18 protein-coding genes are annotated in these 20,838 nt (G+C 63.2%); 12 read left to right on the forward strand and 6 right to left on the reverse strand.

From position 1 onward, the window contains the following. Nucleotides 1–31: 31 nt before the first annotated feature. Complete coding sequence (locus RA164_RS07540) at nucleotides 32–1,048, reverse strand: IS30 family transposase (protein ID WP_412731077.1); 1,017 nt, start codon at nucleotides 1,046–1,048, stop codon at nucleotides 32–34. Between the two features lie 53 nt (nucleotides 1,049–1,101). Further along, nucleotides 1,102–2,210, reverse strand: a protein-coding gene (locus RA164_RS07545) for an IS3 family transposase (protein WP_329743335.1) whose coding sequence is annotated in 2 segments (ribosomal slippage) — nucleotides 1,102–1,949 and nucleotides 1,949–2,210 — 1,110 coding nt in all. Because the reading frame shifts where the segments join, the coding sequence is not laid out codon by codon here. 264 nt (nucleotides 2,211–2,474) lie between these two features. On the opposite strand from RA164_RS07545, the gene clcA reads away from it, so the two are divergent. The 6 genes from clcA to RA164_RS07575 all read left to right on the forward strand — a co-directional run bounded on the left by clcA (nucleotide 2,475) and on the right by RA164_RS07575 (nucleotide 9,068). Then, entirely contained in the window at nucleotides 2,475–3,872 is a 1,398-nt protein-coding gene (clcA, locus tag RA164_RS07550) for a H(+)/Cl(-) exchange transporter ClcA (RefSeq protein WP_329743336.1), read from the forward strand. 271 nt (nucleotides 3,873–4,143) lie between these two features. Further along, on the forward strand, nucleotides 4,144–4,776 hold the full coding sequence (locus RA164_RS07555) for a MarC family protein (protein ID WP_329743337.1): 633 nt from the start codon (nucleotides 4,144–4,146) through the stop codon (nucleotides 4,774–4,776). Nucleotides 4,777–4,822: 46 nt separating this feature from the next. Next, a complete protein-coding gene (locus RA164_RS07560) occupies nucleotides 4,823–7,111 on the forward strand; it encodes an FdhF/YdeP family oxidoreductase (RefSeq protein WP_329743338.1) in 2,289 nt (762 codons plus the stop codon). 69 nt (nucleotides 7,112–7,180) lie between these two features. Continuing rightward, the gene (locus RA164_RS07565) at nucleotides 7,181–8,104 is read left to right on the forward strand and encodes a bestrophin family protein (protein WP_329743339.1); all 924 of its coding nucleotides are present in this window, start codon (nucleotides 7,181–7,183) and stop codon (nucleotides 8,102–8,104) included. A gap of 60 nt (nucleotides 8,105–8,164) precedes the next feature. After that, nucleotides 8,165–8,578: a DoxX family protein gene (locus tag RA164_RS07570; protein WP_329743340.1), complete on the forward strand. Its 414-nt coding sequence runs from the start codon at nucleotides 8,165–8,167 to the stop codon at nucleotides 8,576–8,578. A gap of 124 nt (nucleotides 8,579–8,702) precedes the next feature. After that, nucleotides 8,703–9,068: a YciI family protein gene (locus RA164_RS07575; RefSeq protein ID WP_329743341.1), complete on the forward strand. Its 366-nt coding sequence runs from the start codon at nucleotides 8,703–8,705 to the stop codon at nucleotides 9,066–9,068. 351 nt (nucleotides 9,069–9,419) lie between these two features. Here the strand turns inward: RA164_RS07575 and RA164_RS07580 are convergent, their stop codons facing one another. Both RA164_RS07580 and RA164_RS07585 read right to left on the reverse strand, forming a co-directional pair. Beyond that, the gene (locus RA164_RS07580; RefSeq protein WP_329743342.1) at nucleotides 9,420–9,815 is read right to left on the reverse strand and encodes a peptidase C13; all 396 of its coding nucleotides are present in this window, start codon (nucleotides 9,813–9,815) and stop codon (nucleotides 9,420–9,422) included. A gap of 452 nt (nucleotides 9,816–10,267) precedes the next feature. Next, a complete protein-coding gene (locus RA164_RS07585) occupies nucleotides 10,268–10,753 on the reverse strand; it encodes a hypothetical protein (protein WP_329743343.1) in 486 nt (161 codons plus the stop codon). A gap of 528 nt (nucleotides 10,754–11,281) precedes the next feature. Between RA164_RS07585 and RA164_RS07590 the strand changes: the two genes are divergently transcribed. The 3 genes from RA164_RS07590 (at nucleotide 11,282) to RA164_RS07600 (ending at nucleotide 17,240) form a co-directional block, all read left to right on the forward strand. After that, entirely contained in the window at nucleotides 11,282–12,844 is a 1,563-nt protein-coding gene (locus RA164_RS07590) for an efflux transporter outer membrane subunit (protein WP_329743344.1), read from the forward strand. A gap of 152 nt (nucleotides 12,845–12,996) precedes the next feature. Next, on the forward strand, nucleotides 12,997–14,106 hold the full coding sequence (locus tag RA164_RS07595; protein WP_329743345.1) for an efflux RND transporter periplasmic adaptor subunit: 1,110 nt from the start codon (nucleotides 12,997–12,999) through the stop codon (nucleotides 14,104–14,106). Beyond that, on the forward strand, nucleotides 14,103–17,240 hold the full coding sequence (locus RA164_RS07600) for an efflux RND transporter permease subunit (protein WP_329743346.1): 3,138 nt from the start codon (nucleotides 14,103–14,105) through the stop codon (nucleotides 17,238–17,240). The genes RA164_RS07595 and RA164_RS07600 overlap by 4 nt, the downstream gene beginning before the upstream one ends. 108 nt (nucleotides 17,241–17,348) lie before the next feature. Here RA164_RS07600 and RA164_RS07605 read toward each other — a convergent pair whose 3' ends face one another. Beyond that, nucleotides 17,349–18,248 (reverse strand): LysR family transcriptional regulator, encoded by a 900-nt coding sequence (locus RA164_RS07605; protein WP_329743347.1) that lies wholly within the window; start codon nucleotides 18,246–18,248, stop codon nucleotides 17,349–17,351. A 145-nt stretch (nucleotides 18,249–18,393) separates the two neighbouring features. Between RA164_RS07605 and RA164_RS07610 the strand changes: the two genes are divergently transcribed. The 3 genes from RA164_RS07610 to RA164_RS07620 all read left to right on the forward strand — a co-directional run bounded on the left by RA164_RS07610 (nucleotide 18,394) and on the right by RA164_RS07620 (nucleotide 20,164). Continuing rightward, the gene (locus RA164_RS07610; protein WP_329743507.1) at nucleotides 18,394–18,804 is read left to right on the forward strand and encodes a (R)-mandelonitrile lyase; all 411 of its coding nucleotides are present in this window, start codon (nucleotides 18,394–18,396) and stop codon (nucleotides 18,802–18,804) included. Between the two features lie 24 nt (nucleotides 18,805–18,828). After that, nucleotides 18,829–19,056, forward strand: a complete 228-nt coding sequence (locus tag RA164_RS07615; RefSeq protein WP_329743348.1) for a tautomerase family protein — start codon at nucleotides 18,829–18,831, stop codon at nucleotides 19,054–19,056. Nucleotides 19,057–19,123: 67 nt separating this feature from the next. After that, a complete protein-coding gene (locus RA164_RS07620; RefSeq protein ID WP_329743349.1) occupies nucleotides 19,124–20,164 on the forward strand; it encodes a zinc-dependent alcohol dehydrogenase family protein in 1,041 nt (346 codons plus the stop codon). A 151-nt stretch (nucleotides 20,165–20,315) separates the two neighbouring features. On the opposite strand, the gene RA164_RS07625 is transcribed toward RA164_RS07620, so the two are convergent. Then, entirely contained in the window at nucleotides 20,316–20,705 is a 390-nt protein-coding gene (locus tag RA164_RS07625; protein WP_329743350.1) for a GNAT family N-acetyltransferase, read from the reverse strand. Nucleotides 20,706–20,838: the final 133 nt, after the last annotated feature.

Genomic DNA, 20,838 nt, shown 5'->3' on the forward strand with positions numbered 1-20,838 from the left:
CAGCTACAGGCACGTTCTTATTTGGGCGGTGTCAATCTAGAAGTGCACCATCGATGGCATCGGCCAGATCATCTCTGCCCATGGCACGGATGAACATTTCTGCAGGGCAGTGGTAATCGAGAGTGGCACGTGGCCGGAGGTTCATGCGTCGGGCGATCGCGTCGAGCTGCTTCTGGCTGTAGACCGACAAGTCCGTACCTTTAGGCAGGTATTGGCGCAGCAGGCCATTGGTGTTCTCGCAGATGCCGCGTTGCCAAGGGCTACGTGGGTCGGCGAAGTAGATCGCTAATCCAGTGCGCTCCGATAGCGTCCGGTAGAGCGCCATTTCCTTGCCCTGATCGTAAGTCAGCGTCTGGCGCAGTTCCGGTGGCAGCGGCCGGAATGCGCGGCTGAAGCCTTTCAGCGCATCCTCCGCCAAACACCCCTCCATCCTCACCAGCTTCAGGAAACGTGTCCGACGATCCACCAGTACGCCCACCGAGGATCGGTTACGGGCGCCTTTGATGAAGTCGCCTTCCCAGTGGCCGGGCAACAGCCGTTCATTGGCTTCGAGTGGACGATCATGAATGCTCGGCAAGTCGTGCATCCGGCCGCGCCGGTTCGCACCCTGACCACGCGGCCGACGCGCACATTTGTGCTGCCGCAGAAGTGCGACCAGGCCCCGCCGCAGTTCGCCGCGTGGCGCGGCATAGATCGCGGTGTAGATCGTCTCGTGCGACACGTGCTTGGCTCGCTCATCCGGGTGATGACGCCGCAGTGTGCGACTCACCTGTTGAGGTGACCAGCCCTTGCCCAGCAAGCGGCGCACGAGGCACCACAGCTGACCGTCCCGCCGCAATTTGCGCTCGCGCCGCGGCTTACGTGCCAGGCGCCGGGCGCGTTGGCCGGCTCGACTGGCGTCGTAGCTCAACCTTGGCCGACCCATCCGAGGCAGGACGGACGGTTCCTGGTGACCATTGCGAGCCAGCTCCCGCGAAATCGTGCTGGGTGAGCGACCCAGCATCAGGGCGAGCTGCCGGGCACTCTCCCCCCGAGCCTTGCCGACCATGATCGCGCCCCGTTCTTCGGCGCTCAGATGTCCATATGTCGACTCCCCGTAAATCAGTGCCAAGCTAAATTAGAGGTTGCCGGGTCGTTCTGAAGTCGGAATTCGACGGGCGTGAGCCCGTCGAGGCTGTCGTGGGGAATCTCGTTGTTGTAGTCGGCCAGCCACCGTTCCGCGTGCTCACGTACTTCGGTGAGCGTGCGGAAGATGTACATGTCGAGCACGCCACGGCGGAAGCTGCCGTTGAAACGCTCGATGAAGCCGTTTTGCATGGGCCTGCCGGGCTCGATGAAGTCCAGAGTGATGCCTTTGCGCTCGGCCCATTCGGCCAGCGCCAGTGCGATGAATTCCGGCCCGTTGTCCAGGCGAAGCTTGGCCGGATAGCCGCGCCAGGCCGCAATCCGCTCCAGCGTGCGGATGACACGCGTGGCGGGCAGGTTGAGGTCGACCTCGATGGCCAGTGCTTCGCGACTGAAGTCGTCAATCACGTTGAACGTCCGGAAGCGCTGCCCATCCCACAGGGCGTCGGACATGAAGTCGATCGACCAACTAGCGTTGATCTGCTCGCCAGCCGCCAAGGGCATCGGATGCCGGTTCGGTACACGCTTCTTGCCGCGTCGGCGGCGATTGAGTTGCATCCGGCAATACACGCGCCACACCCTCTTGTGGTTTCGCACCAGGCCGCAGCGTCGAATCAGCTGAAACAGCTTGCCGAAGCCACGCTCTGGAAACCGTTCCGCCAGTTCAGCGAGCAGCGCAATCACTTCCTCGTCCCGATCCGGTCGGCGGCGGTAACGCGCCGTTGATCGCGACAAGCCCATCGCCGAACAAGCCCGGCGCTCGCTCCAGCCGTAGTGATTCATCAACCACGTCAGCAGCGGGCGCTTGTGCGCCGGGTCTACAACTTTTTTGCAATCAGATCCTTCAGCGCGTGGTTCTCCATCGCCAGCTCGGCATACATCCGCTTGAGCTTGGCGTGCTCCGCCTCGACGTCGCGCAGCCGCTGTATGTCGGACGCTTCCATCCCGCCATACTTGGACTTCCACACGTAGTACGTGGCGTCCGATATGCCCAACTCGCGGCACACATCTTTGACCTGCCGACCGCCTTCGACCTGCTTCAGCGTCGCGACGATCTGACTTTCGGTGAACTTGCTCTTGCGCATCTTCGGTCTCCTTGGGGCTAGTTTGCCCGGAGACCTCCAGTTATGCCTGGATCAAGATTACGGGGAGTCGACACATAGTGCTGACCCATGCATCACCTTGTCGTGGGGTGGTGCACTTGATCATAGAAACCGCCTTGGGTTATTTGGGTAAGTCCGAATTTCAACCGTGCTCGTACCTGAAAGCCTCACCCGTCTAGGCTAGGTGCGAATGATGCGACTACGATGGAACGGTCCAGCGATTGCCGCCCGGGGTGGGGAGTGTCGATGAGTCGGACCGACCAGGTTCATGATGCCGATGAGGGTGCGACTGGGACGGCCGGGAGCCTGCTGCTGCTTGGCCTGTTGGCGCCACTGGCCGGACTCGGTGCGGGGGTGATCGGTGCGCTGTTCCGGTGGGTACTGGCCCGGGCAAACCAGTTTCGAGATGCGTTGATCGCCCACCTCGGACACTCCGGCGTGGGTGGCTTCGTGCTGCTGGTTGCATTGGCTGCGATGGCGACGGCTATTGCGGCGTGGCTTGCCAAACGCATAGCGCCGTCGGCCGCGGGAAGCGGCATTCCCCGCGTCGAAGCGGTCCTGCGCGAACAGGTGGAGCCCGCTCCGCTGCGCGTGATCCCGGTGAAGTTCGTGGCGGGCACGCTGGCGATCGGCTCCGGGCTGGCCCTGGGGCGGGAAGGTCCCAGCGTGCAGATGGGCGCGAGTATCGCGTATCACCTGGGCAGGCTTTTCCGACGTAGTTGGGCCGATTGCAGGGCCCTGCTGGCCGCCGGTGCAGGCGCCGGGTTGGCAACAGCCTTCAACGCGCCCATCGCAGGTGCCTTGTTCGTTCTGGAGCGGCTGGTGAGGCGCTTCGAGGCGCGCATGGCGATGGTTTCGCTGGCCGCATCGGCGGTGGCGATCTGGGTTGCCAGGGCCTTGCTTGGCAATACGCCGGACGACCGGGTGCACGCCTTGTTGTCACCGGGCGTCGTGCAGGAGCCGCTGTACCTGTTGCTGGGCGTGGCGGCCGGGTTCGCCGGCATGCTCTACAACCGGACCGTGCTTGCCGGCCTTGGCATCACCGACCGGCTGGGCGGCTTGCCGGTCGAGCTTCGTGCCGCCATCGTGGGTGCGGCGGTGGGGTCCATCGCGTGGTTTGCGCCGGGCATGGTTGGCGGTGGCGACGCAGTTGCCCAGCAGGCGCTGGACGGCATGGGCGGGCTGGCCGTGATTCCGCTGATCTTCCTGTTCCGGCTGCTGCTGATCGCCTGCTCGGTGTCTTCCGGCGCTCCCGGTGGCCTGCTTGCGCCGTTCCTGGTGCTCGGGGCCGAGCTGGGGGTGTGGTTCGGGAAGCTGTTTGCACTGTTGCTGCCTGCACTGGCCATACAGCCCGAGGCATTTGCCCTGGTCGGCATGGCGGCCTTGTTTGCCGGCATTCTGCGTGCGCCGCTCACAGGCATCGTGCTGGTCACGGAAATGACCAACGACGCGACCCTGCTGCTGCCGATGATCGTGGCGTGTTCGGCGGCGATGCTGGTGCCGGCCCTGTTCGGTAACAGCTCGATTCTGGATGCGCTGGGCGCACGCGCGCTGGCTCGTCGCGACCGGCACGCCCGGGTCATGCCAGGTCAAGGGCCGCGCACGATGAACCAGGCACCTGGCGCCGATGATCGCCCGCGTTGAGCGGACAGCGCCATCCGGCGTTATTCGCACCTGCCATGCCGTACAGGCCTGTCGATATGGGTGGTGATCACTGCTTTTTTACGGGCATGAGAGGAAGGTAGAACCAGCCGATGTGGGGAAGGGGATGCGGCGATGATCAACAAGCGGGCTGGGCGTGCGGTGATTGCGCCTGATCGAGCACGCTGATGATCGTCCGCGCGAGCAGCAACGAAACCCGGGTCGGACGGAAAGGATGCAGGAAGCCAGATTCAGCTAAACGAGGACTAGCTAGATGAGTGTAGATTTTCCGTTTGCAATGAAGGTGTTCGCGGCACTGTTCGCCATCATGAATCCGATCGCGAACATTCCGGTGTTTCTGTCGCTTACGGAGGGGGCCAGCGATAGTCAGAAGCGTCGTATCGCCCTCGTCACGATGACCGGTGTGACGGTGGGCTGCATCGTTTCGATGACCGTGGGCGATCTCATCCTTCGCGTGTTCGGCCTCACCATCAATGACTTCCGTCTTGCCGGCGGACTGCTTGTATTGCTGATTGCACTGGACATGCTGCATGGCTCGTCGAGTGCGCAGCATCAACCCGGTACGAAAGAGATGGCCGATGCCCAGGACGTGGCGATCTACCCCTTGACGATACCGTTGCTGGTCGGTCCGGGCACCATCGCCACACTGATCGTATTCGGGCAGAACGCCATGGCCAATGGCCTGGTTCCGGGGCTGATCCTGGGGGTCGCGGTGTTCCTGGTGGTGCTGGCCATGGCCTTGTTCATGGCACCGTTGATCGGACGACATCTTTCGTCCCGGGTCACCGCGATCACCAAGCGCCTGATGGGCATGATCCTCGCCGCGATCGCCATGGAAATGATCGTGGCCAGCCTGCAGGTGGCCTTCAAGGGCATTGCCGGTTAGACATCACCGCTGAAATGGACATCAATCCTGCGTCGAGGTATGCGTCATGGCTGAGGAAAAGCTTCCGTACAAACCCTACAGGCACCCGGCCGGCGGCTGGGGTGCTGCCGCCGCAACCGCCAAGGTGCTGCTGCAGCAGAGCGTCGTCACCAGCGGATCGCGCGCGCTGCTGTCGATGAATCAGCCTGGGGGCTTCAAATGTCCCAGCTGCGCCTTCCCGGACCCGGATTGCAGGAAGACCCTGGAGTTCTGTGAGAACGGCGCCAAGGCGCTGGCCTTCGAGGCGACCAAGCGTCGCGTGACGCGCGAGTTCTTCGCCGCGCATTCGGTATCCGAGTTAATGCAGCAGTCGGACCACTGGCTGGAAATGCAGGGGCGGCTGACCGAGCCGATGCGCTACGACGCGGCAACCGACCATTACGTGCCGTGCGAATGGGACGCGGCATTCGAGCTGATAGGCCGTCACCTGCGTGGGCTGGACAGCCCGGACCAGGCCGAGTTCTACACCTCGGGCCGCACCGCCAACGAGGCGGCGTTCCTGTATTCGATATTCGTGCGCGAGTTCGGCACCAATAATTTTCCGGACTGCTCGAACATGTGCCACGAGCCGACCAGCCGTGGCCTGCCGCCTTCCATCGGCGTCGGCAAGGGCACGGTGGTGATGGCGGACTTCGATCATGCCCAGGCGCTGTTCATCATCGGCCAGAACACCGGCACCAATTCGCCGCGGATGATGACCAACCTGGTCGAGGCCCGTCGGCGTGGCATCCCGATCGTGGCCATCAACCCGATGCCGGAGCGGGCACTGATCCGCTTTACCGAGCCCCAGGATGTCGTGCAGATGGCGACCTTCGGCTCGACACCGATCACCAGCGAATTCGTGCACATCCGCATCGGCGGCGATCTGGCCCTGCTCAAGGGCATGATGAAGGTGATGTTCGAGCGCGAGGCCGCCGGCGAGAAGATCCTGGACCACGATTTCATCCGCGAGCACACCGTCGGGCTGGACGCGGTCCGCGAGGAGGTGCTGGCCCAGAGCTGGAGCGACATCGTGGAGATGTCCGGCGTGGACGAGGCGCAGATCCGGCGGGTCGCCGATATCTACATCCGTTCCAGCGCCACCATGATCTGCTACGGCATGGGTCTTACCCAGCACCAGCAGGGTTCGCGGCTGCTGCAGCAGGTGGTGAACGTACTGCTGCTCAAGGGCAATTTCGGCAAGCCCGGTGCCGGCATCGCGCCGATTCGTGGCCACTCGAACGTGCAGGGCGACCGCACCGTCGGCATCGACGAGCAGCCGCCACGCGAATACCTGGATCGCGTGCGCGATGTCTTCGGCTTCGAGCCTCCGCGTGCGAACGGGCACCACACCATTGAGGCGGTCGAAGCCATGATGCGTGGCGAGGCGCGGGTGTTCATCGGCATGGGCGGCAATTTCGTGCGCGCCGTTCCCGATACCGAACGCTCGTATGCCGCGATGCGAAATCTCGACCTGACGGTGGGCATCGCCACCAAGTTGAACCGCGGTCACATCGTGCATGGCCGCGATGCGCTGATCCTGCCTGTCGTCTCGCGCTCCGAGACCATACGGACGCCGCTGGGCGAGCAGTTCGTCACCATCGAGGATTCGATGTCGAATGTCTCCGCATCGCGCGGGGTGCTGGAACCGGTCAGTGCGCAGGTGCTTCCCGAAGTCGAGATCGTCTGCCGCATGGCGCTTGCGACGCTGCCCGACAGCAAGGTCGCGTGGCGCGATTACATGCACGACTACGCCCTGATCCGCGACCGGATCTCGGTCATCTATCCGGCGATCTACAGCAGCTTCACGGAGAAGATCCAGAACCCCAAGGGTTTCACCCTGGATGTGCCACCGCGGCGCCGCGTCTGGCCGACACCGAACGGCAAGGCCAATTTCCTGGTGTTTCCGGGACTGGACGCCAACGATCGGGTCAGTGACCCGGACATGCTGCGGCTGGCGACCATCCGCTCGCACGACCAGTTCAACACCACGATCTATAGCTACAACGACCGTTATCGCGGCATCTACAACGACCGCATGGTGCTGCTGATGAATGCGCAGGACCGGGCAGCCCGCGGACTGCGCGATGGCGACCGCGTCGACGTGGAGACCATCAGCAACGACGGTGTCGCGCGTCGTGTCGAAGGGCTGACGGCGATCGACTATCCTTTGCCGCCGGGAGCGGTGGCTGGCTACTACCCGGAACTGAACCCGTTGCTGCCGCTGTCGTATTTCGACAAGATCAGCGGAACGCCGGCGGCCAAGTCCATTCCGGTCCGCGTGATGCCCCATGTCATGGAGACGCCCGAAGCCTGACCGGCTTCATCCTTACGGGTCATGCCGACAGGCATGGCCCTTGCCAAGGCCCGAGCCGACCTCAGCTCCATGATCGTACGCCCCCGAAATCCGAATTCCGTATTCACGCTGCTGTTCGCGCTCAAGGGTTCCATTGTCCCGGTCATCTGGCCGCGCGTGCTGTACACCATGCTCCTTTCGCTTGCCGTGGTGGTCGCCGACAAGCGTGGCCTGGCCCTTCACTTCACCCTGAATGCGGCACCGTTGACCCTGCTGGGCCTGACCCTGGCCATCTTCCTGGGTTTCCGCAACAACGTGGCCTACCAACGTTGGTGGGAGGCACGCACGCTGTGGGGCGAACTGGTGATCGCCTCGCGCAACCTGGCGCGCCAGACCCTTTCGTACATGCCGACGCTTGCACCGGCCGAGCAGGCCTGGCTGGTGAAAAACATCATCGGGTTCACGCATGTGCTGCGGCATGAGCTGCGCGGGACGCCGGCCGATGCCGATGTGCGGCGATGGCTGTCGCCGGATGCGGTGGCGGACATCACCGCGTCGAAGAACCGGCCCAATGCCGTGCTGGGCATGGTCGGTACCGCCTACGCAGATGCGGCCCGGGCCGCTGGCGTGGACAGCATCCTGATGGCGTCCATGGACCGGGAAATCGACACGCTCTCGCACGTGCTGGGCGGCTGCGAGCGCATCAAGAACACCCCGATACCGTTCGCCTACATCCTGCTTCTGCACCGCACCGTGCATGTCTACTGTTTCATGCTGCCGTTCTGCCTGATCGGGCCGCTGGGCTGGCTGACGCCGCTGGCCGTGGGCGTCATGGCCTACACGTTCTTCGGTCTGGACGCGATCGGCGAACAGATCGAGGACCCGTTCGACCTTCTGCCCAACGACCTGCCGCTGGACGCGCTGTGCCGTACGGTGGAGATCAGCCTGCTCGAACTGCTCGGCGAAGCCGACATTCCTGATCCGCTACATCCATGCAACAACGTGTTGTCCTGAGCTTGCCAGCCAGGCGAATCAGGGCACTCTCGATCGTCAACCTGTAGAAGGAGGTGTGTCATGGTGAAGGGGCATGATGGGCTGTTGTTGGTGGGGCGTTTCCTGCTGGTGCTTCTGTTCCTGGTTTTCGGCGTACAGAAGCTCGACTACGCAAGTACGGTGCATTACATGATGCAGGTCGGCGCACCGCTGCCCGGGCTGGCGGCGGTTGTCGCCATCGTCATGGAGACCCTCGTTCCGCTGGCGATCTTCATCGGTCTGGCCACCCGGCCGCTGGCGCTGCTGCTTGCGCTGTACACCCTGGGCACCGCGATCGTCGCTCACCATTACTGGAGCATGAGCGGCATGGCCCGGTATGAAAACGAGATCAACTTCTTCAAGAACGTCAGCATCATCGGCGGCCTGTTGCTGCTGTACGTGTCCGGTGCGGGCGCGTATTCGATCGACGCCCGGCGGCGCGAACGTCAGGCTTGAGTCACCGGCCGAATGTTGCCGGTCCGGGGCAGGGCATGTCGAACGACAGCCCTGCCGTTCGTCGTGAAGGCAGACCCTGCACACCGGTCCGACCCAGCTCAGTCCAGTCCTCCTGGAGGCGCACATGCCGCAATATCTCATCTCCACCTACCTTCCCGACGACTTCGATCCCTCGCAGATGACCGAGCAGACCATCCAGGCGATCCATGCACTGAACCGGGAATTGATCGCTGCCGGCGTCAGGCGATTCGCCTGCGGGCTGAGCCCGAAAGCCGTCACCGTGCGCTCGCAAGCCGACGGCGAGGCCATCGTGACCGACGGCCCCTACCTGGAAACGAAAGAGTACGTGGGCGGACTGTCGATACTCGAGACCGAGAATATCGACCAGGCACTGGCCTGGGTACGCAAGGGCGCCAGGGTCATTCCAGGCGTGGTCGAGGTGCGGGAGATCTTCTTCAACCCCGCACCGGCGGAAGACTGCGTGAGGTAGGAAGTCAGGAATACAAGCCGGCAAGATCGACCATCAGCGCCTGATTTCGGGGTAGAGCCCATCCGGACGTCCACCTCGCGTCGCGGCCGATCCCCGCACGCCGGACAGTCCGATGAATGAATGAGGTCGCCGGGTGCGGTTTATACCCTGGTCCGGGTCGGCAGCATCGCCCCCACACGACCGTTTACGGAAATGCAGTCTGGCGTCCGTTGAAACCGCATCGCATCGACACACACCACGTGCTACCGAAAGACAACATTCTGATTTGTAGTGGCCCGAAAGCCCGTGGCAAAAGCGTCATGCGCCCGGGGTTGATCGGAAGTCTCTTGCCGAGTTGTTAGAGAACACGCGCTAAGGCTCAATGCTCATATCGATTTCAATTGGTATGCCAGATTTCCCGAAAGATGCAGGAGGTGCCGGAAACGGTGCATGCTTGAAGCCGTTGATGAAACATTGAGCTATTTTCGTTTCAGGACGCACCTCAACTTGCGAAAGAGTGCGATTGGGCAAGATGTTAGCGACAACCGTAAAAGGTTTGGTTCCGGAGCTTGAAAAATTGTTGAAGCATGCGGTCATCACGGTTGCACCATAATGCCCAATATGATCCCAAAGCGTCGTTTGGTATGCCTTGCCCACAGCAGAATTTTCGATGCGTTTAGCATTTTGTACCCTTGCCGAAAATGAATCCGCTGCTACAGCTGATGTCGTAGTAAGGATGAGAAATAGGCAGAGCACGGTAATTTTCATGGCGCTCTAACGCTGGAGTTAAGCGGCGTGCGTCAGCGCGTCCGCTTGGATGAATTGTTATGTGCGCCGTGCTTAGGCCTATAGGACACGACGTGCACAATGATTATGGGTTCTTTCTGGGTAGGCACCGAGGTGCGCCCAACGACCTTTAGGCAGAATTGACCAGCTACGTGACCGTTAGCTATCACTTCGTGCCTCATGCCCTTGGGGAGCGGACTTTTCTCGTAGCTCCCGTAGACAGTCCCCAATTTTTTATCTTTCAAGCGCAGTGATGGCGGATACCCATTCCATACATGGAATACACCAGTCACCACCTTGCACTTGGCAGCAAGTGACTGCTGCGTGAAAAGCAGGGCTGCAAAAATGACGACAGTGGTAAAAATCTTCATAGCGTATAACGCTTGAGTTAAGCGGCGCGCGTCAGCGTGTCCGCTTGAATGACTTGTTGGGCATCATCGCACCGAACTGTTGCTGGCGCCCAACGCGTTTGTAAAAAACTTTATCTGTTGCTCCAAAGCCGCAATGCACTTGTTGCGTAGCTGCAAAAGGGGTTTGTTGTGGACGGTGAGCAACGCAGCCTTGCGTGCACGAAGTTCGCGGAGTTGTGCTGCAGGATGATCTACGTAGTCATATCCAAGGTTTCCAAGCAGCCCTGGCATGCAAAGCTTGCATCCGGCGAACTGGCTGCGTTGCAATTCCTCAAGGAACATTTTCGGATTCACCTTGATTAGCTTGCCAAGCACGATGTCTTGAGCTTCAGCGGAAGCGCCGTCGGTATTGAGTGAGAACACTGTTCTGACTGCTGTCCGGTTACCAGAAGCCACGGCATTTGCGTAGGCAAACACCTGTTCCTCGTCGACAACTTTTTGGTGTGCAGAGACCCCTGTGCTCACCGCAATCAAAAGAACTGCCAAGGCACAAGAGAAGTATCGATTCATGACGCCCAACTTAAATTCGGTTTCAAACTGCAGTGTAATCCTTCCATCTAACACGCGTCGTTACGCGCTGACTTCAACGAACTTGTAACTGTTTCCGTGGCTTACATTAGCCGATGCAGCCTAACCGTGCAGCCTAATCTTGCGCCGTCAGTACACCTGCCACAAACGGTATGCGGAGACTCGACGGTTCCACGCGACTGTCGGGAGTGATATGGGGCGCTTTTGGTCGTTCGTCCGGAGTCCCTGACAGGATCTTACCGGTCACGTCGGTCGGCAATATGGCTTGTGTTAGCCGAGTGATTCTTGCAGTCAGGGGTGGGCGTTGGCCCCACCACGACATTGCGATGGCCGTGGTTGTCCAGGGCTTGCCTGCCAGTCGCCGTGCCGTCGCAGGATGCATGGTCGCTATGGGATATGTCCGATTTGACGGATATTAGACTTTGGCAGTACTTTGCCAAGAACGATATAACATTACAGTCCTCTGCTGCCCCATGCCCTGCGGTCTGGAGCGGCAGGACACTCCCGAAGTTGAACCCCTTCGGACCGGCCTTCCGGCTGGCCCGCGTGGAAGAGAGCCGTTTGCCCATGGGTGTTGAATCGCAGCTGTCGATGGCCTTGCGGCGTATCGTCCCGTCTGCCGTGCTGACGTGTGCACTGGCGGGTTGTGCGGTGGGACCGAATTTCAAATCGCCGGCGGCGCCCGAGCTCAACGGCTACACCGCGCACGCACCAGCAGCGCCGGTGGCGACGCCCGGCGTGGCAGGCGGAAGCGCGCAGCGCTTCGCGCGGGGTGCCGATATTTCCGGCGACTGGTGGACGCTGTTCCATTCCCAGGCGCTCGACGCGCTGGTCAATCAGGCGCTGAAAGACAACCACGACCTGAAGGCGGCGCAGGCCGCGTTGAAGGTGGCGCACGAAGATGTGCTGGCGCAGCGTGGCGCGTTCTTCCCGAGCGTTTCGGCAGGCTTCGACACCAGCCGCCAGAAGGCGCCGGTGACCCTGGCGCCGATGCCGAACTACCCGGTGGTGCCGCAGGAATACCGCTTCGACCTGTATACGCCGCAGCTCACGATTTCGTATTCGCCTGATCTGTTCGGTCTGAATCGTCGCACCTACGAGTCGCTGAAGGCGCAGGAACAGTCGGCGCGCTTCCAGATGATCGCGGCATGGACCACGCTGACCTCCAATGTGGTGGTGACCGCGGTGCAGGAGGCCGCACTGCGCGAGCAGGTGCAGGAGACCCGCAAACTGGTCGCACTGGACCGCAAAAGCCTCGCGATCCTGAAGCTGCGGTTCGAGAAGGGCGCGGCTAGCCGGCTGGACGTGGCCGCCCAACAGGCGCAGCTGGCACAGACCGAGGCTGGCCTGCCGGCACTGGTGAAGCAGCTGGCCGCGACGCGTCACGCGCTGGCCGTGCTGGTGGGTGATTTCCCGGGCCAGTCGCCCGGCGCGGCGCTGTCGCTGAACGACCTGCATCTGCCTGCCGATCTGCCGCTGAGCCTGCCGTCGCAGCTGGTCGCGCAGCGTCCCGATATTCGCCAGGCCCGCGCCGACCTGCATGCGGCCAGCGCGGCGATCGGTATCGCCGAAGCCCAGCGTTTCCCGAACATCTCCCTGTCCGCGGATGTCGGCAGCACGGCGCTGGCGATGTCGAAGGTCTTCAATTCGGGTACGGGCTTCTGGGGCGTCGCCGCATCACTGACGGCACCGATCTTCCAGGGCGGTCAGCTGATGCATCAGGAACGCGCGGCGAAAGCGGCGTATGTCGAGGCCGCCGAGCAATATCGCGGCACCGTGCTGACGGCCTTCCAGAGTGTCGCCGACACGCTGGTCGCGCTGGACCAGGATGCCCGTGGCCTGCAGGCTGCGGCAGCCGCCGAGCGTGCGGCAAAGACCACGCTGGATCTTTCGCAGCTGCAGTTGCGACACGGCTACATCGGCACCTTCGAGCTGCTGGCGGCGGAACAGTCGTATCAGCAGGCACGCATGGCGCTGGTGCAGGCGCAAGCCAACCGTTTCGCGGATACCGCGGCGTTGTATCAGGCGCTGGGTGGTGGCTGGTGGCACCACTCGGCATTGGGCAAGCGATAAACATGACGAATCCTATGAGTCCAGTGGCAGCGCACGGCAGGCGATCGCGCCTTGCCCATCTTTCCCTCGGGGCAACTCCTTCCGGTGACGGCACGACACGACAGGGCGGGGCTGCGGCCCGCGGCCGGCGCGGGTCGCTCGCGACGCTGGCGATGACGGTGCTCGCGGTGGCGACCCTGGCCGGTTGTTCCGGCAAGCCGGTCCCGGCGGGCACAACGACCACACCGCATGACGTCACGCTCAGCAAGGAACAGCAGCAGAGCATCCATGTCGCGACGGTCGAGCCCTCGACCTACCGCACCACGGTGACCACCACCGGGGTGGTCGATTTCGACCACAACCGCGCGACCGACATCGTGGCCCCGTTTTCGGGCGCGGTGACCCACGTACGGGTGACGCTGGGCCAGCATGTCGCCAAGGGGCAGGCGCTGGCCGATGTCGCTTCGCCCGACTTCGCCGCCGCTGCCGGAGCCTATCGCAAGGCCGTGCTGGCGGCGAAGGCGGCCGATGCCGTGGCCGCCAACGACCGCGACCTCTACGCGCACCAGGCCATCTCGCAACGCGAGAACGCCAGTGCCCAGGCCGATGCCGCCAGCGCCGACGCCGACCGCGCGTCCGCGTTGCAGGCACTGCTCGCGCTGCACATGGATCCGCAGGCCATCGCCGCTGTCCGTGCCGGCAAGCCGGCCGCCGACGGCGAGGGCGTGATCCGCGCGCCGATAGCCGGCACCGTGGTGGCCAAATCCATCGCCCCCGGGCAGACGCTCGCCGCTGGCACTTCGCCGTGCTTCACCATTGCCGATACGTCGCGCATGTGGGTAATGGCCGAGGTCTTCGGCGATGACATCACCCGGGTGCAGAAGGGCGATTCCGCGACGATCGACACCGGCGACGGCGACAAGCCGGTGGCCGGCACCGTCACTAATGTCGGCGCGGTGGTCGATCCGGCTACGCGCTCGGTGAACGCGCGGGTGCGCGTCGACAATCCCGACGGCCTGCTGAAAAAGCAGATGTACGTGACGGCGAATATCCAGTCGAAGCAGACCTACAGCGGCTTGCTGATTCCGGTCACGGCGGTGCTGCGCGACGACGAAAACCTGCCGTTCGTCTACGTGGTCGAGCATGACGGCAGCTACGCCCGTCATGCCATCACCCTGGGCGCGCGCATCGGCAACCGTTACGTGATCAGCAAGGGTCTCCACGCCGGCGAAAAGGTCGTGGTGGACGGCAGCATCTTCCTCAACTTCATGCAGTCGCAATGAGCGCGCCGCTTCCTCCGGATCAGGCGCCGGCCGGATCGACGCCAAGGTCATCGCTGATCAACCGCATCGTGGCGTTCGCGTTGCAGCAGCGCCTGTTGATCGTGCTGCTTTCGGCCGCGCTCACCGCAGCCGGCATATGGGCCTACAAGGTCCTGCCGATGGATGCGTATCCCAACCTGTCGCCGCCAATGGTGGAGGTCATCGCGCAGTGGCCGGGACATTCGGCGGAAGAGGTCGAGCGCCTGATCACGGTGCCGATGGAGCTTGGCCTGAATGCGATTCCGGGCCTGGTCACCAAGCGCTCGATCTCGCTGTACGGCTTGTCCGACGTCACCCTGACGTTCACCAACAGCACCGGCAACTACTTCGCCCGCCAGCGCGTCTACAACCGTCTGCCAGGCATCACGCTGCCAGCCGGAGTGACGCCGTCGATGTCGCCGATGTCGCCGCCATCCGGCCTTGTCTATCGCTACGTATTGCAGAGTTCCGACCGTTCGCCGATGGCGTTGAAAACGCTGGAGGACTGGGTGGTCGCGCCGCAGTACCGTTCGGTGCCCGGCGTTGCCGACGACTCCGCCTTTGGCGGCGGCAACATGCAGTACCAGGTCGAACTCAACCCGGTGAAGATCGCCGGACTGGGGCTGAGCGTCAGCCAGATCGATGCCGCGCTGGCCGCCAACAACAGCAATGCGGGTGGTGGCTTCTACCAGCAGGGCGGGCAGTTCATCTATGTCCGCGGGCTGGGACGCATCAAGACGCTCGACGACATCCGCAATACCGTGCTGGCCGTGCATAAAGGCACGCCGATCCTGCTGAAGGATGTCGCCAAGGTGGATATCGGCATTGCGCCGCGTCTCGGCGAGTTCGGTTACATGAACCAGAACGACGCCGTGGAAGGCGTGATCCTGGCGCTGACCGGCAGCAAGACCGAGGACGTGCTCAAGCGGGTCGAGGCGAAGACCCGGGAGCTGAACGACCACATCCTGCCGAAGGACGTGAAGGTCCATCCGTTCTATGACCTCACCTCGCTGATCAACCAGACCAAGGCGGTGGTGATGCACAACCTCACCATCGGCATGGTGCTGGTGATCGTGGTGCTGATCTTCTTCCTGTACGACGTGCGCGCCGGCCTGATCGTGGCGGTTACCGTGCCGTTGGCGCTGCTGTTCGCGTTCCTCTGCCTGGATATCAAGAATGCCTCGGCCAACCTGCTGTCGATCGGCGCGGTGGATTTCGGCATCCTGGTCGACGGCGCGATCTTCATGGTCGAGAACATCTTCCGCGAACTGGCGAGCCGTCGCGGAACGGACTACGACATCAAGGAAGTGATCCTGACCGCGGCGGCGGAAATCGACCGCCCGCTGGTGTATGCCGTGGCGGTGATCGTCGCCAGCTTCCTGCCGATCTACTTCCTCACCGGGCCGTCCGGCACGCTGTTCAAGCCGATGGCCGACACCATGATCTTCGCGCTGATCGGTTCGCTGGTGGTCACGCTGACCCTGCTGCCGGTGCTGTGCGGCGTGTTCATGCGCAAGGGCGTGCGCGAACGTCGCAACGCGCTCTACGAGAAGTTCAAGAACGGGTACATGCGTGTGCTGGACCGTACCCAGCGCATGCCCTGGGGCGTCACGGCGGTGTCGGCCGTGCTGCTGGGACTGGCCCTGCTGGTGATGCAGGGCATCGGCGCCGAGTTCATGCCGCACCTGGATGAAGGTGCGCTGTGGGTGCGCGCGACCATGCCTTACACCATCTCGTTCAACAAGGCGTCGGAAATCTCGCCGGAGATCCGCAAGGTGCTGCGCTCCTTCCCGGTGGTCACCACGGTGACCTCGGAACTGGGCCGCCCGGATGACGGCACCGACTCCACCGGCCTGTTCAACGACGAGTTCTTCACCGGCCTCAAGCCCTACGGGCAGTGGCATGGTGCCTATCGCAGCAAGCAGGCGCTGATCAACGCGATCAACAGCAAGCTCACGCAGAAATTCCCGGGGATCCAGTTCAACTACAGCCAGCCTGCCGAGGATGCGGTGGACGAAGCCGAGACCGGCCTGAAGAGCGCGCTGGCGGTGAAGTTGTACGGCCCGGACCTGAATGTTCTGCAGAAGGAAGGCAAGGCGATCAAGGCGGTGATGGAGAAGGTGCGCGGCATCACCGACATCACCCTGGTGCACGAACTTGGCCAGCCCAATCTCGCAGTCAAGATCGACCGCGCGAAGATCGCCCGTTACGGCCTCAACGTCGACGACATCAACAACCTGATCAATGCCGCGATCGGCGGCGACGTGGCCACCGAGGTGGTGCAGGGCGAAAAGCAGTTCGACCTGGTGGTGCGTCTGCAGAAGCGGTTCCGCAACAACTCGCTGGAGATCGGCAATATTCCGGTGGCGACGCCGGACGGTCAGGAAATTCCGCTGAAGGAACTGGCCAGCATCAAGATCGAGAACGGGGCCTCGTTCATCTATCGCGAGAACGACTCGCGTTACATCGGCGTGCAGTACGCGGTGCAGGGGCGTGACCTGGCCAGCGCCGTGGACGACGCGATCGCGCAGGTGGCCAGGGACGTGAAGCTGCCACCGGGCTATCGCCTGGAGTGGGGCGGCGAGTACAAGGAATACACCGCCTCGCGTGCGCAGATGCGGGTGATCCTGCCGCTCACGGTGGTCGTGATCTTCGGCTTGCTGTTCGTGCTGTACGGCAACTTCAAGTTCCCGTTGATCACGGTGCTCGGCGTATTGCTGTCGGCACCGGTGGGCGCGATCTTCGCGATGTGGGCGACAGGCACGCCGTTCTCGGTGTCGTCGGGCATCGGCTTCATCGTGCTGTTCGGCGTGTCGGTGCTCACTGGCGTGGTCTACATCTCCTGCGTCAACGAATTGCGTCTGGGCGGCATGGACATGGAAAAGGCCGCGCACGAAGCGGCGGTGCTGCGTCTGCGCCCGATCCTGATGACGGCGCTGGTGGCCGCGCTTGGACTGTTGCCGGCCGCCATTGCGACCGGCGTCGGTACCGACTCGCAACGCCCGTTCGCGCTGGTGATCGTGGCCGGCATGCTATCGCGGCTGGTGATCGGCATTGTGCTGATGCCGGCGCTGTACAAGCTGGTCGCACGCAAGAACGATCGTCTGCTGGTCTGACCCAGGGCCGATTCACGCCCAAGGCAAGCGCTTCCGCCCCGACGAATGGGGCGGAAGCCAGCCAACCCCAGAGTCGATACCGGGGCTTTGCTTTTCATGGGTGCGCCCTCAGCGCGACGGCCGCGATCGCAGCGCTTCCAGCACCAGGCTGAAGGCGGGCGAGGGCTGGCGACGGCTCGGGTAGTAAAGGTAGTAACCGGGGAACGGCGGGCACCAGTCCTCGAGCAGGCGAACCAGGTTGCCCTGTTCGAAATGCGGCGAGAACTCGTCTTCGGGCAGGAACGCGATACCCATGCCGGCCAGTGCCGCCTGGACGATCGGCGGCGTCGTGTTGAAGGTGAGCTGTCCTTCGACATGCACGTTCAGCGGCCGCCCGCGACGCTCGAACTCCCACACGTAGAGGCCGCCGTAGGTCGGCAACCGCAGGTTGATGCAGCGCTGCCCGAGCAGGTCTTCCGGCTTGGTGGGTGTCGTGCGTGATGCAAGGTACGCAGGCGACGCCGCGGCCGCCATGCGCAGCGGTGGTCCGATCGGCACGGCGATCATGTCCTGGTCGATGCTTTCGCCCAGGCGTACGCCGGCGTCGAAACGATCGGCGACGATGTCGCGCAGGCCGTAGTTCACGTCGAACTCGATCTCGATGTCGGGATAGTCGTGCAGCAGCGGCGTGAGCTTGGGCAACAGGGTGGTCCGCAGTACCTGTTCGCCGCAGGTGATGCGCACCGTTCCCGCCGGCTTGTCGCGCAGCGCGGTGAGTGCTTCCAGTTCGCTCTCGATTTCGTCGAAGCGGTGGCCGATGGCCTGCAGCAACCGTTCACCGGCCTCGGTGGGCGACACGCTGCGCGTGGTCCGCGTGAGCAGGCGTATGCCCAGCCGTTCCTCCAACGCCCGCATGGCCTGGCTCAGCGCCGACTGGCTCACGCCCAGCTGGGCCGCCGCGCGGGTAAAGCTGCCTTCGCGGGCGATGGTCACGAAGGCGAGCAGGTCGTTGAGGTTGCGTCTGGCCATGGCACAAGGGTGGCACAGGATATTAATTAGCTGATCTTATATCGCCTTTAAGCATTCATTAGCTAGTTACAGGGTTGGTTGGGCGGGAAAATACGCCGTGTCATCGACATCCGTTCACTTTCAAGCAGGAGTCCACACCATGCAGATGCGCATTTATCGCAACGGCTCGCGTCCTTCCGTCAAGGGACCGGCCGACTGGTTCATCGGCAACGTCCGGATCGACCCGCTGTTTGACCCGGCCGGTCCCGGCCGCACATCCGCCGCCCAGGTGACCTTCGAACCGGGCGCACGCACCGCTTGGCATACGCATCCGCTGGGCCAGCACCTGATCGTGCTCAGTGGGCGCGGCTGGACACAGTGCGAAGGCGGTCCCAAGAAGGAAATCCGTGCCGGCGACGTGGTGTTCTGCAATTGTGGCCAGAAGCATTGGCACGGCGCCACCGACACCACTGCGATGAGTCATATCGCCGTGCAGGAATGGCTCGACGGATCGCCGGTCACCTGGCTCGAGCAGGTGGCCGATGCCGACTACCTCGGCCCGGTCGAGCACGACTGAAGCGCGACCAGGGAGTCAGACCTCATGCCACATGTCATTGTCAAAGCCTGGCCTGGCAAGACCGAACAGCAGAAGCAGGCCCTGGCCGACCGGATCACCGCCGATGTGATGGACGTCCTGGGCTACGGCGAGGAGTCGGTGTCGGTGGCCTTCGAGGAAGTAAGTCCGCATGACTGGGCCGAGAAGGTATACCAGCCAGATATCCGGCAGGCGCGCGGCAAGCTCTACAAGAAGCCCGACTACAGCATGTAGCGGGCAAGCACCGGTACGCGGGACAGCCCGCACCGGCCCGATCGAATCACGAATACGGAGACACGCCATGCGCGCGACCATCATGTATGGCGCCGGCGACGTTCGCGTCGAGAACGTACCGGACGCCACCCTCATCCAGCCGACCGACGCGCTGGTTCGGGTTACCCGCGCCTGCATCTGCGGCAGTGACCTGTGGCCTTACAAACTCATGCAGGCGGCGGAAGCCGGTCGCCCGATGGGGCACGAGGCCATCGGCGTCGTGGAAGCGGTCGGTGCCGACGTCAGCCGGGTCAAGCCGGGGGACTTCGTGATCATGCCGTTCGCGTATTCGGACGGCACCTGCGATTTTTGTCACGAAGGTCTGCATACGTCCTGCGTGCACGGCGGCTTTTTCGGAATCGGTGCGGAGAACGTCAGCGGCGCCCAGGCCGAGGCCCTGCGTATTCCGCAGGCGGACGGCACGCTCTACATGCTGCCGGCGCCGAAGGACGATGCACTGATGGCGTCGATCCTCAGCCTGTCCGACGTCATGGGCACTGGCCATCACGCCGCGGTCAGCGCGCGGGTCGGGCCCGGCAAGCGCGTCGCGGTGGTGGGTGACGGTGCGGTGGGGCTGTGTGGCGTGATCGCCGCGAAGCGGCTTGGTGCCGAGCAGATCGTGATCATGGGCCGCCACCCCGACCGGATCGCGCTGGCGCGTGCGTTCGGTGCGACCGACGTGGTCAGTGAGCGCGGTGACGATGCGGTCGCGCGGGTGCGCGAACTCACCGGCGGTTTCGGTGTGCACTCGGTCCTCGAATGTGTCGGCAGCGACCAGGCGATGGCCACCGCCATGGGCGTGGTACGGCCCGGCGGTGCGATCGGGCGTGTCGGGGTGCCGCACTACGACGTGATCCCGGGAGCACAGCCGGCGTTCTACAGCAACGTTACCGTCAGTGGTGGGCCGGCCCCCGTACGCGCCTACATTGGCGAACTGCTGCCCGATGTGATCGAGGGCCGCATCCAGCCCGGGCGCGTCTTCGACCGCAGTATCGGCCTGGAGCAGGTGCCCGATGGCTGCCGCGCGATGGATGCCCGCGAGTCGATCAAGGTGATGGTCAAGCCCTGACACAGGGCCGCGCACGCCATCACGTCATCCTTCCGGACCGGTTCGCCGGTCCGGGTCGGAAGCTCAGCTCCGATGTGGCGAATACGGGGGCACCGATCTCAGGACGATCAGCCCGTGGGGGCAGCTTGAACGACTAAAAAGCGGGCCGTTTTCAAGCAAGTGTCTTTTCGTAGCAGTTCGCGATCAGCGTGTGCGAAAAGAACGCTGTTTCGGTAATGCTTGCCAGCCGGAAGCCTTGCGACTGGAAAAGACGGTTGGAAGGTATGTTGAACGCCTTCACCAGAACCTTGATCACCGGGCAGCCCGCCACACGGACCTTGTCGATGGCCGCCTGCACCAGCCGGCGGCCCACGCCCTGTCGGTGATTCTCCAGGCGCACGAAGATTTCCCGGATGGTGTCGGTCTCGACCAGCACGAAGCCGAGCAGTTCATCGTCTTCCACCGCAACCATCATGTCGTCCACTTTGCGCGACAGGATGGCCCGCGCCTTGCCATCACGGACCCATTGCTCGATCTCGGCGTAGGTCAGCACATGGATCATGGCGGCCAGCCAGCTGCGGCCGGCGACTTCCACGATGGCGTCAATATCCGATGTCCGGGCAGGGCGAATCTGCATGCACGTCTCCTGATGGGCCGGATCAGCAGGGATGATCCAGTCAGGCTGGAAGTGACCA

This window comes from Dyella sp. A6 (assembly GCF_036320485.1).
In the GTDB taxonomy this organism is placed as follows: Bacteria; Pseudomonadota; Gammaproteobacteria; order Xanthomonadales; family Rhodanobacteraceae; genus Rhodanobacter_A; species Rhodanobacter_A aluminiiresistens.

Bases quoted from the DNA above. Each gene is read 5' to 3' on its own strand.
- RA164_RS07540 (WP_412731077.1), bottom strand. From the start codon at position 1,048: ATGGTCGGCAAGGCTCGGGGGGAGAGTGCCCGGCAGCTCGCCCTGATG.
- RA164_RS07625 (WP_329743350.1), bottom strand. From the start codon at position 20,705: ATGATCCATGTGCTGACCTACGCCGAGATCGAGCAATGGGTCCGTGAT.
- RA164_RS07575 (WP_329743341.1), top strand. From the start codon at position 8,703: ATGCCGCAATATCTCATCTCCACCTACCTTCCCGACGACTTCGATCCC.
- RA164_RS07560 (WP_329743338.1), top strand. From the start codon at position 4,823: ATGGCTGAGGAAAAGCTTCCGTACAAACCCTACAGGCACCCGGCCGGC.
- RA164_RS07600 (WP_329743346.1), top strand. From the start codon at position 14,103: ATGAGCGCGCCGCTTCCTCCGGATCAGGCGCCGGCCGGATCGACGCCA.
- RA164_RS07615 (WP_329743348.1), top strand. From the start codon at position 18,829: ATGCCACATGTCATTGTCAAAGCCTGGCCTGGCAAGACCGAACAGCAG.
- RA164_RS07565 (WP_329743339.1), top strand. From the start codon at position 7,181: ATGATCGTACGCCCCCGAAATCCGAATTCCGTATTCACGCTGCTGTTC.
- RA164_RS07585 (WP_329743343.1), bottom strand. From the start codon at position 10,753: ATGAATCGATACTTCTCTTGTGCCTTGGCAGTTCTTTTGATTGCGGTG.
- RA164_RS07620 (WP_329743349.1), top strand. From the start codon at position 19,124: ATGCGCGCGACCATCATGTATGGCGCCGGCGACGTTCGCGTCGAGAAC.
- RA164_RS07570 (WP_329743340.1), top strand. From the start codon at position 8,165: ATGGTGAAGGGGCATGATGGGCTGTTGTTGGTGGGGCGTTTCCTGCTG.
- RA164_RS07580 (WP_329743342.1), bottom strand. From the start codon at position 9,815: ATGAAAATTACCGTGCTCTGCCTATTTCTCATCCTTACTACGACATCA.
- RA164_RS07595 (WP_329743345.1), top strand. From the start codon at position 12,997: ATGACGGTGCTCGCGGTGGCGACCCTGGCCGGTTGTTCCGGCAAGCCG.
- RA164_RS07605 (WP_329743347.1), bottom strand. From the start codon at position 18,248: ATGGCCAGACGCAACCTCAACGACCTGCTCGCCTTCGTGACCATCGCC.
- RA164_RS07610 (WP_329743507.1), top strand. From the start codon at position 18,394: ATGCGCATTTATCGCAACGGCTCGCGTCCTTCCGTCAAGGGACCGGCC.
- clcA (WP_329743336.1), top strand. From the start codon at position 2,475: ATGAGTCGGACCGACCAGGTTCATGATGCCGATGAGGGTGCGACTGGG.
- RA164_RS07555 (WP_329743337.1), top strand. From the start codon at position 4,144: ATGAGTGTAGATTTTCCGTTTGCAATGAAGGTGTTCGCGGCACTGTTC.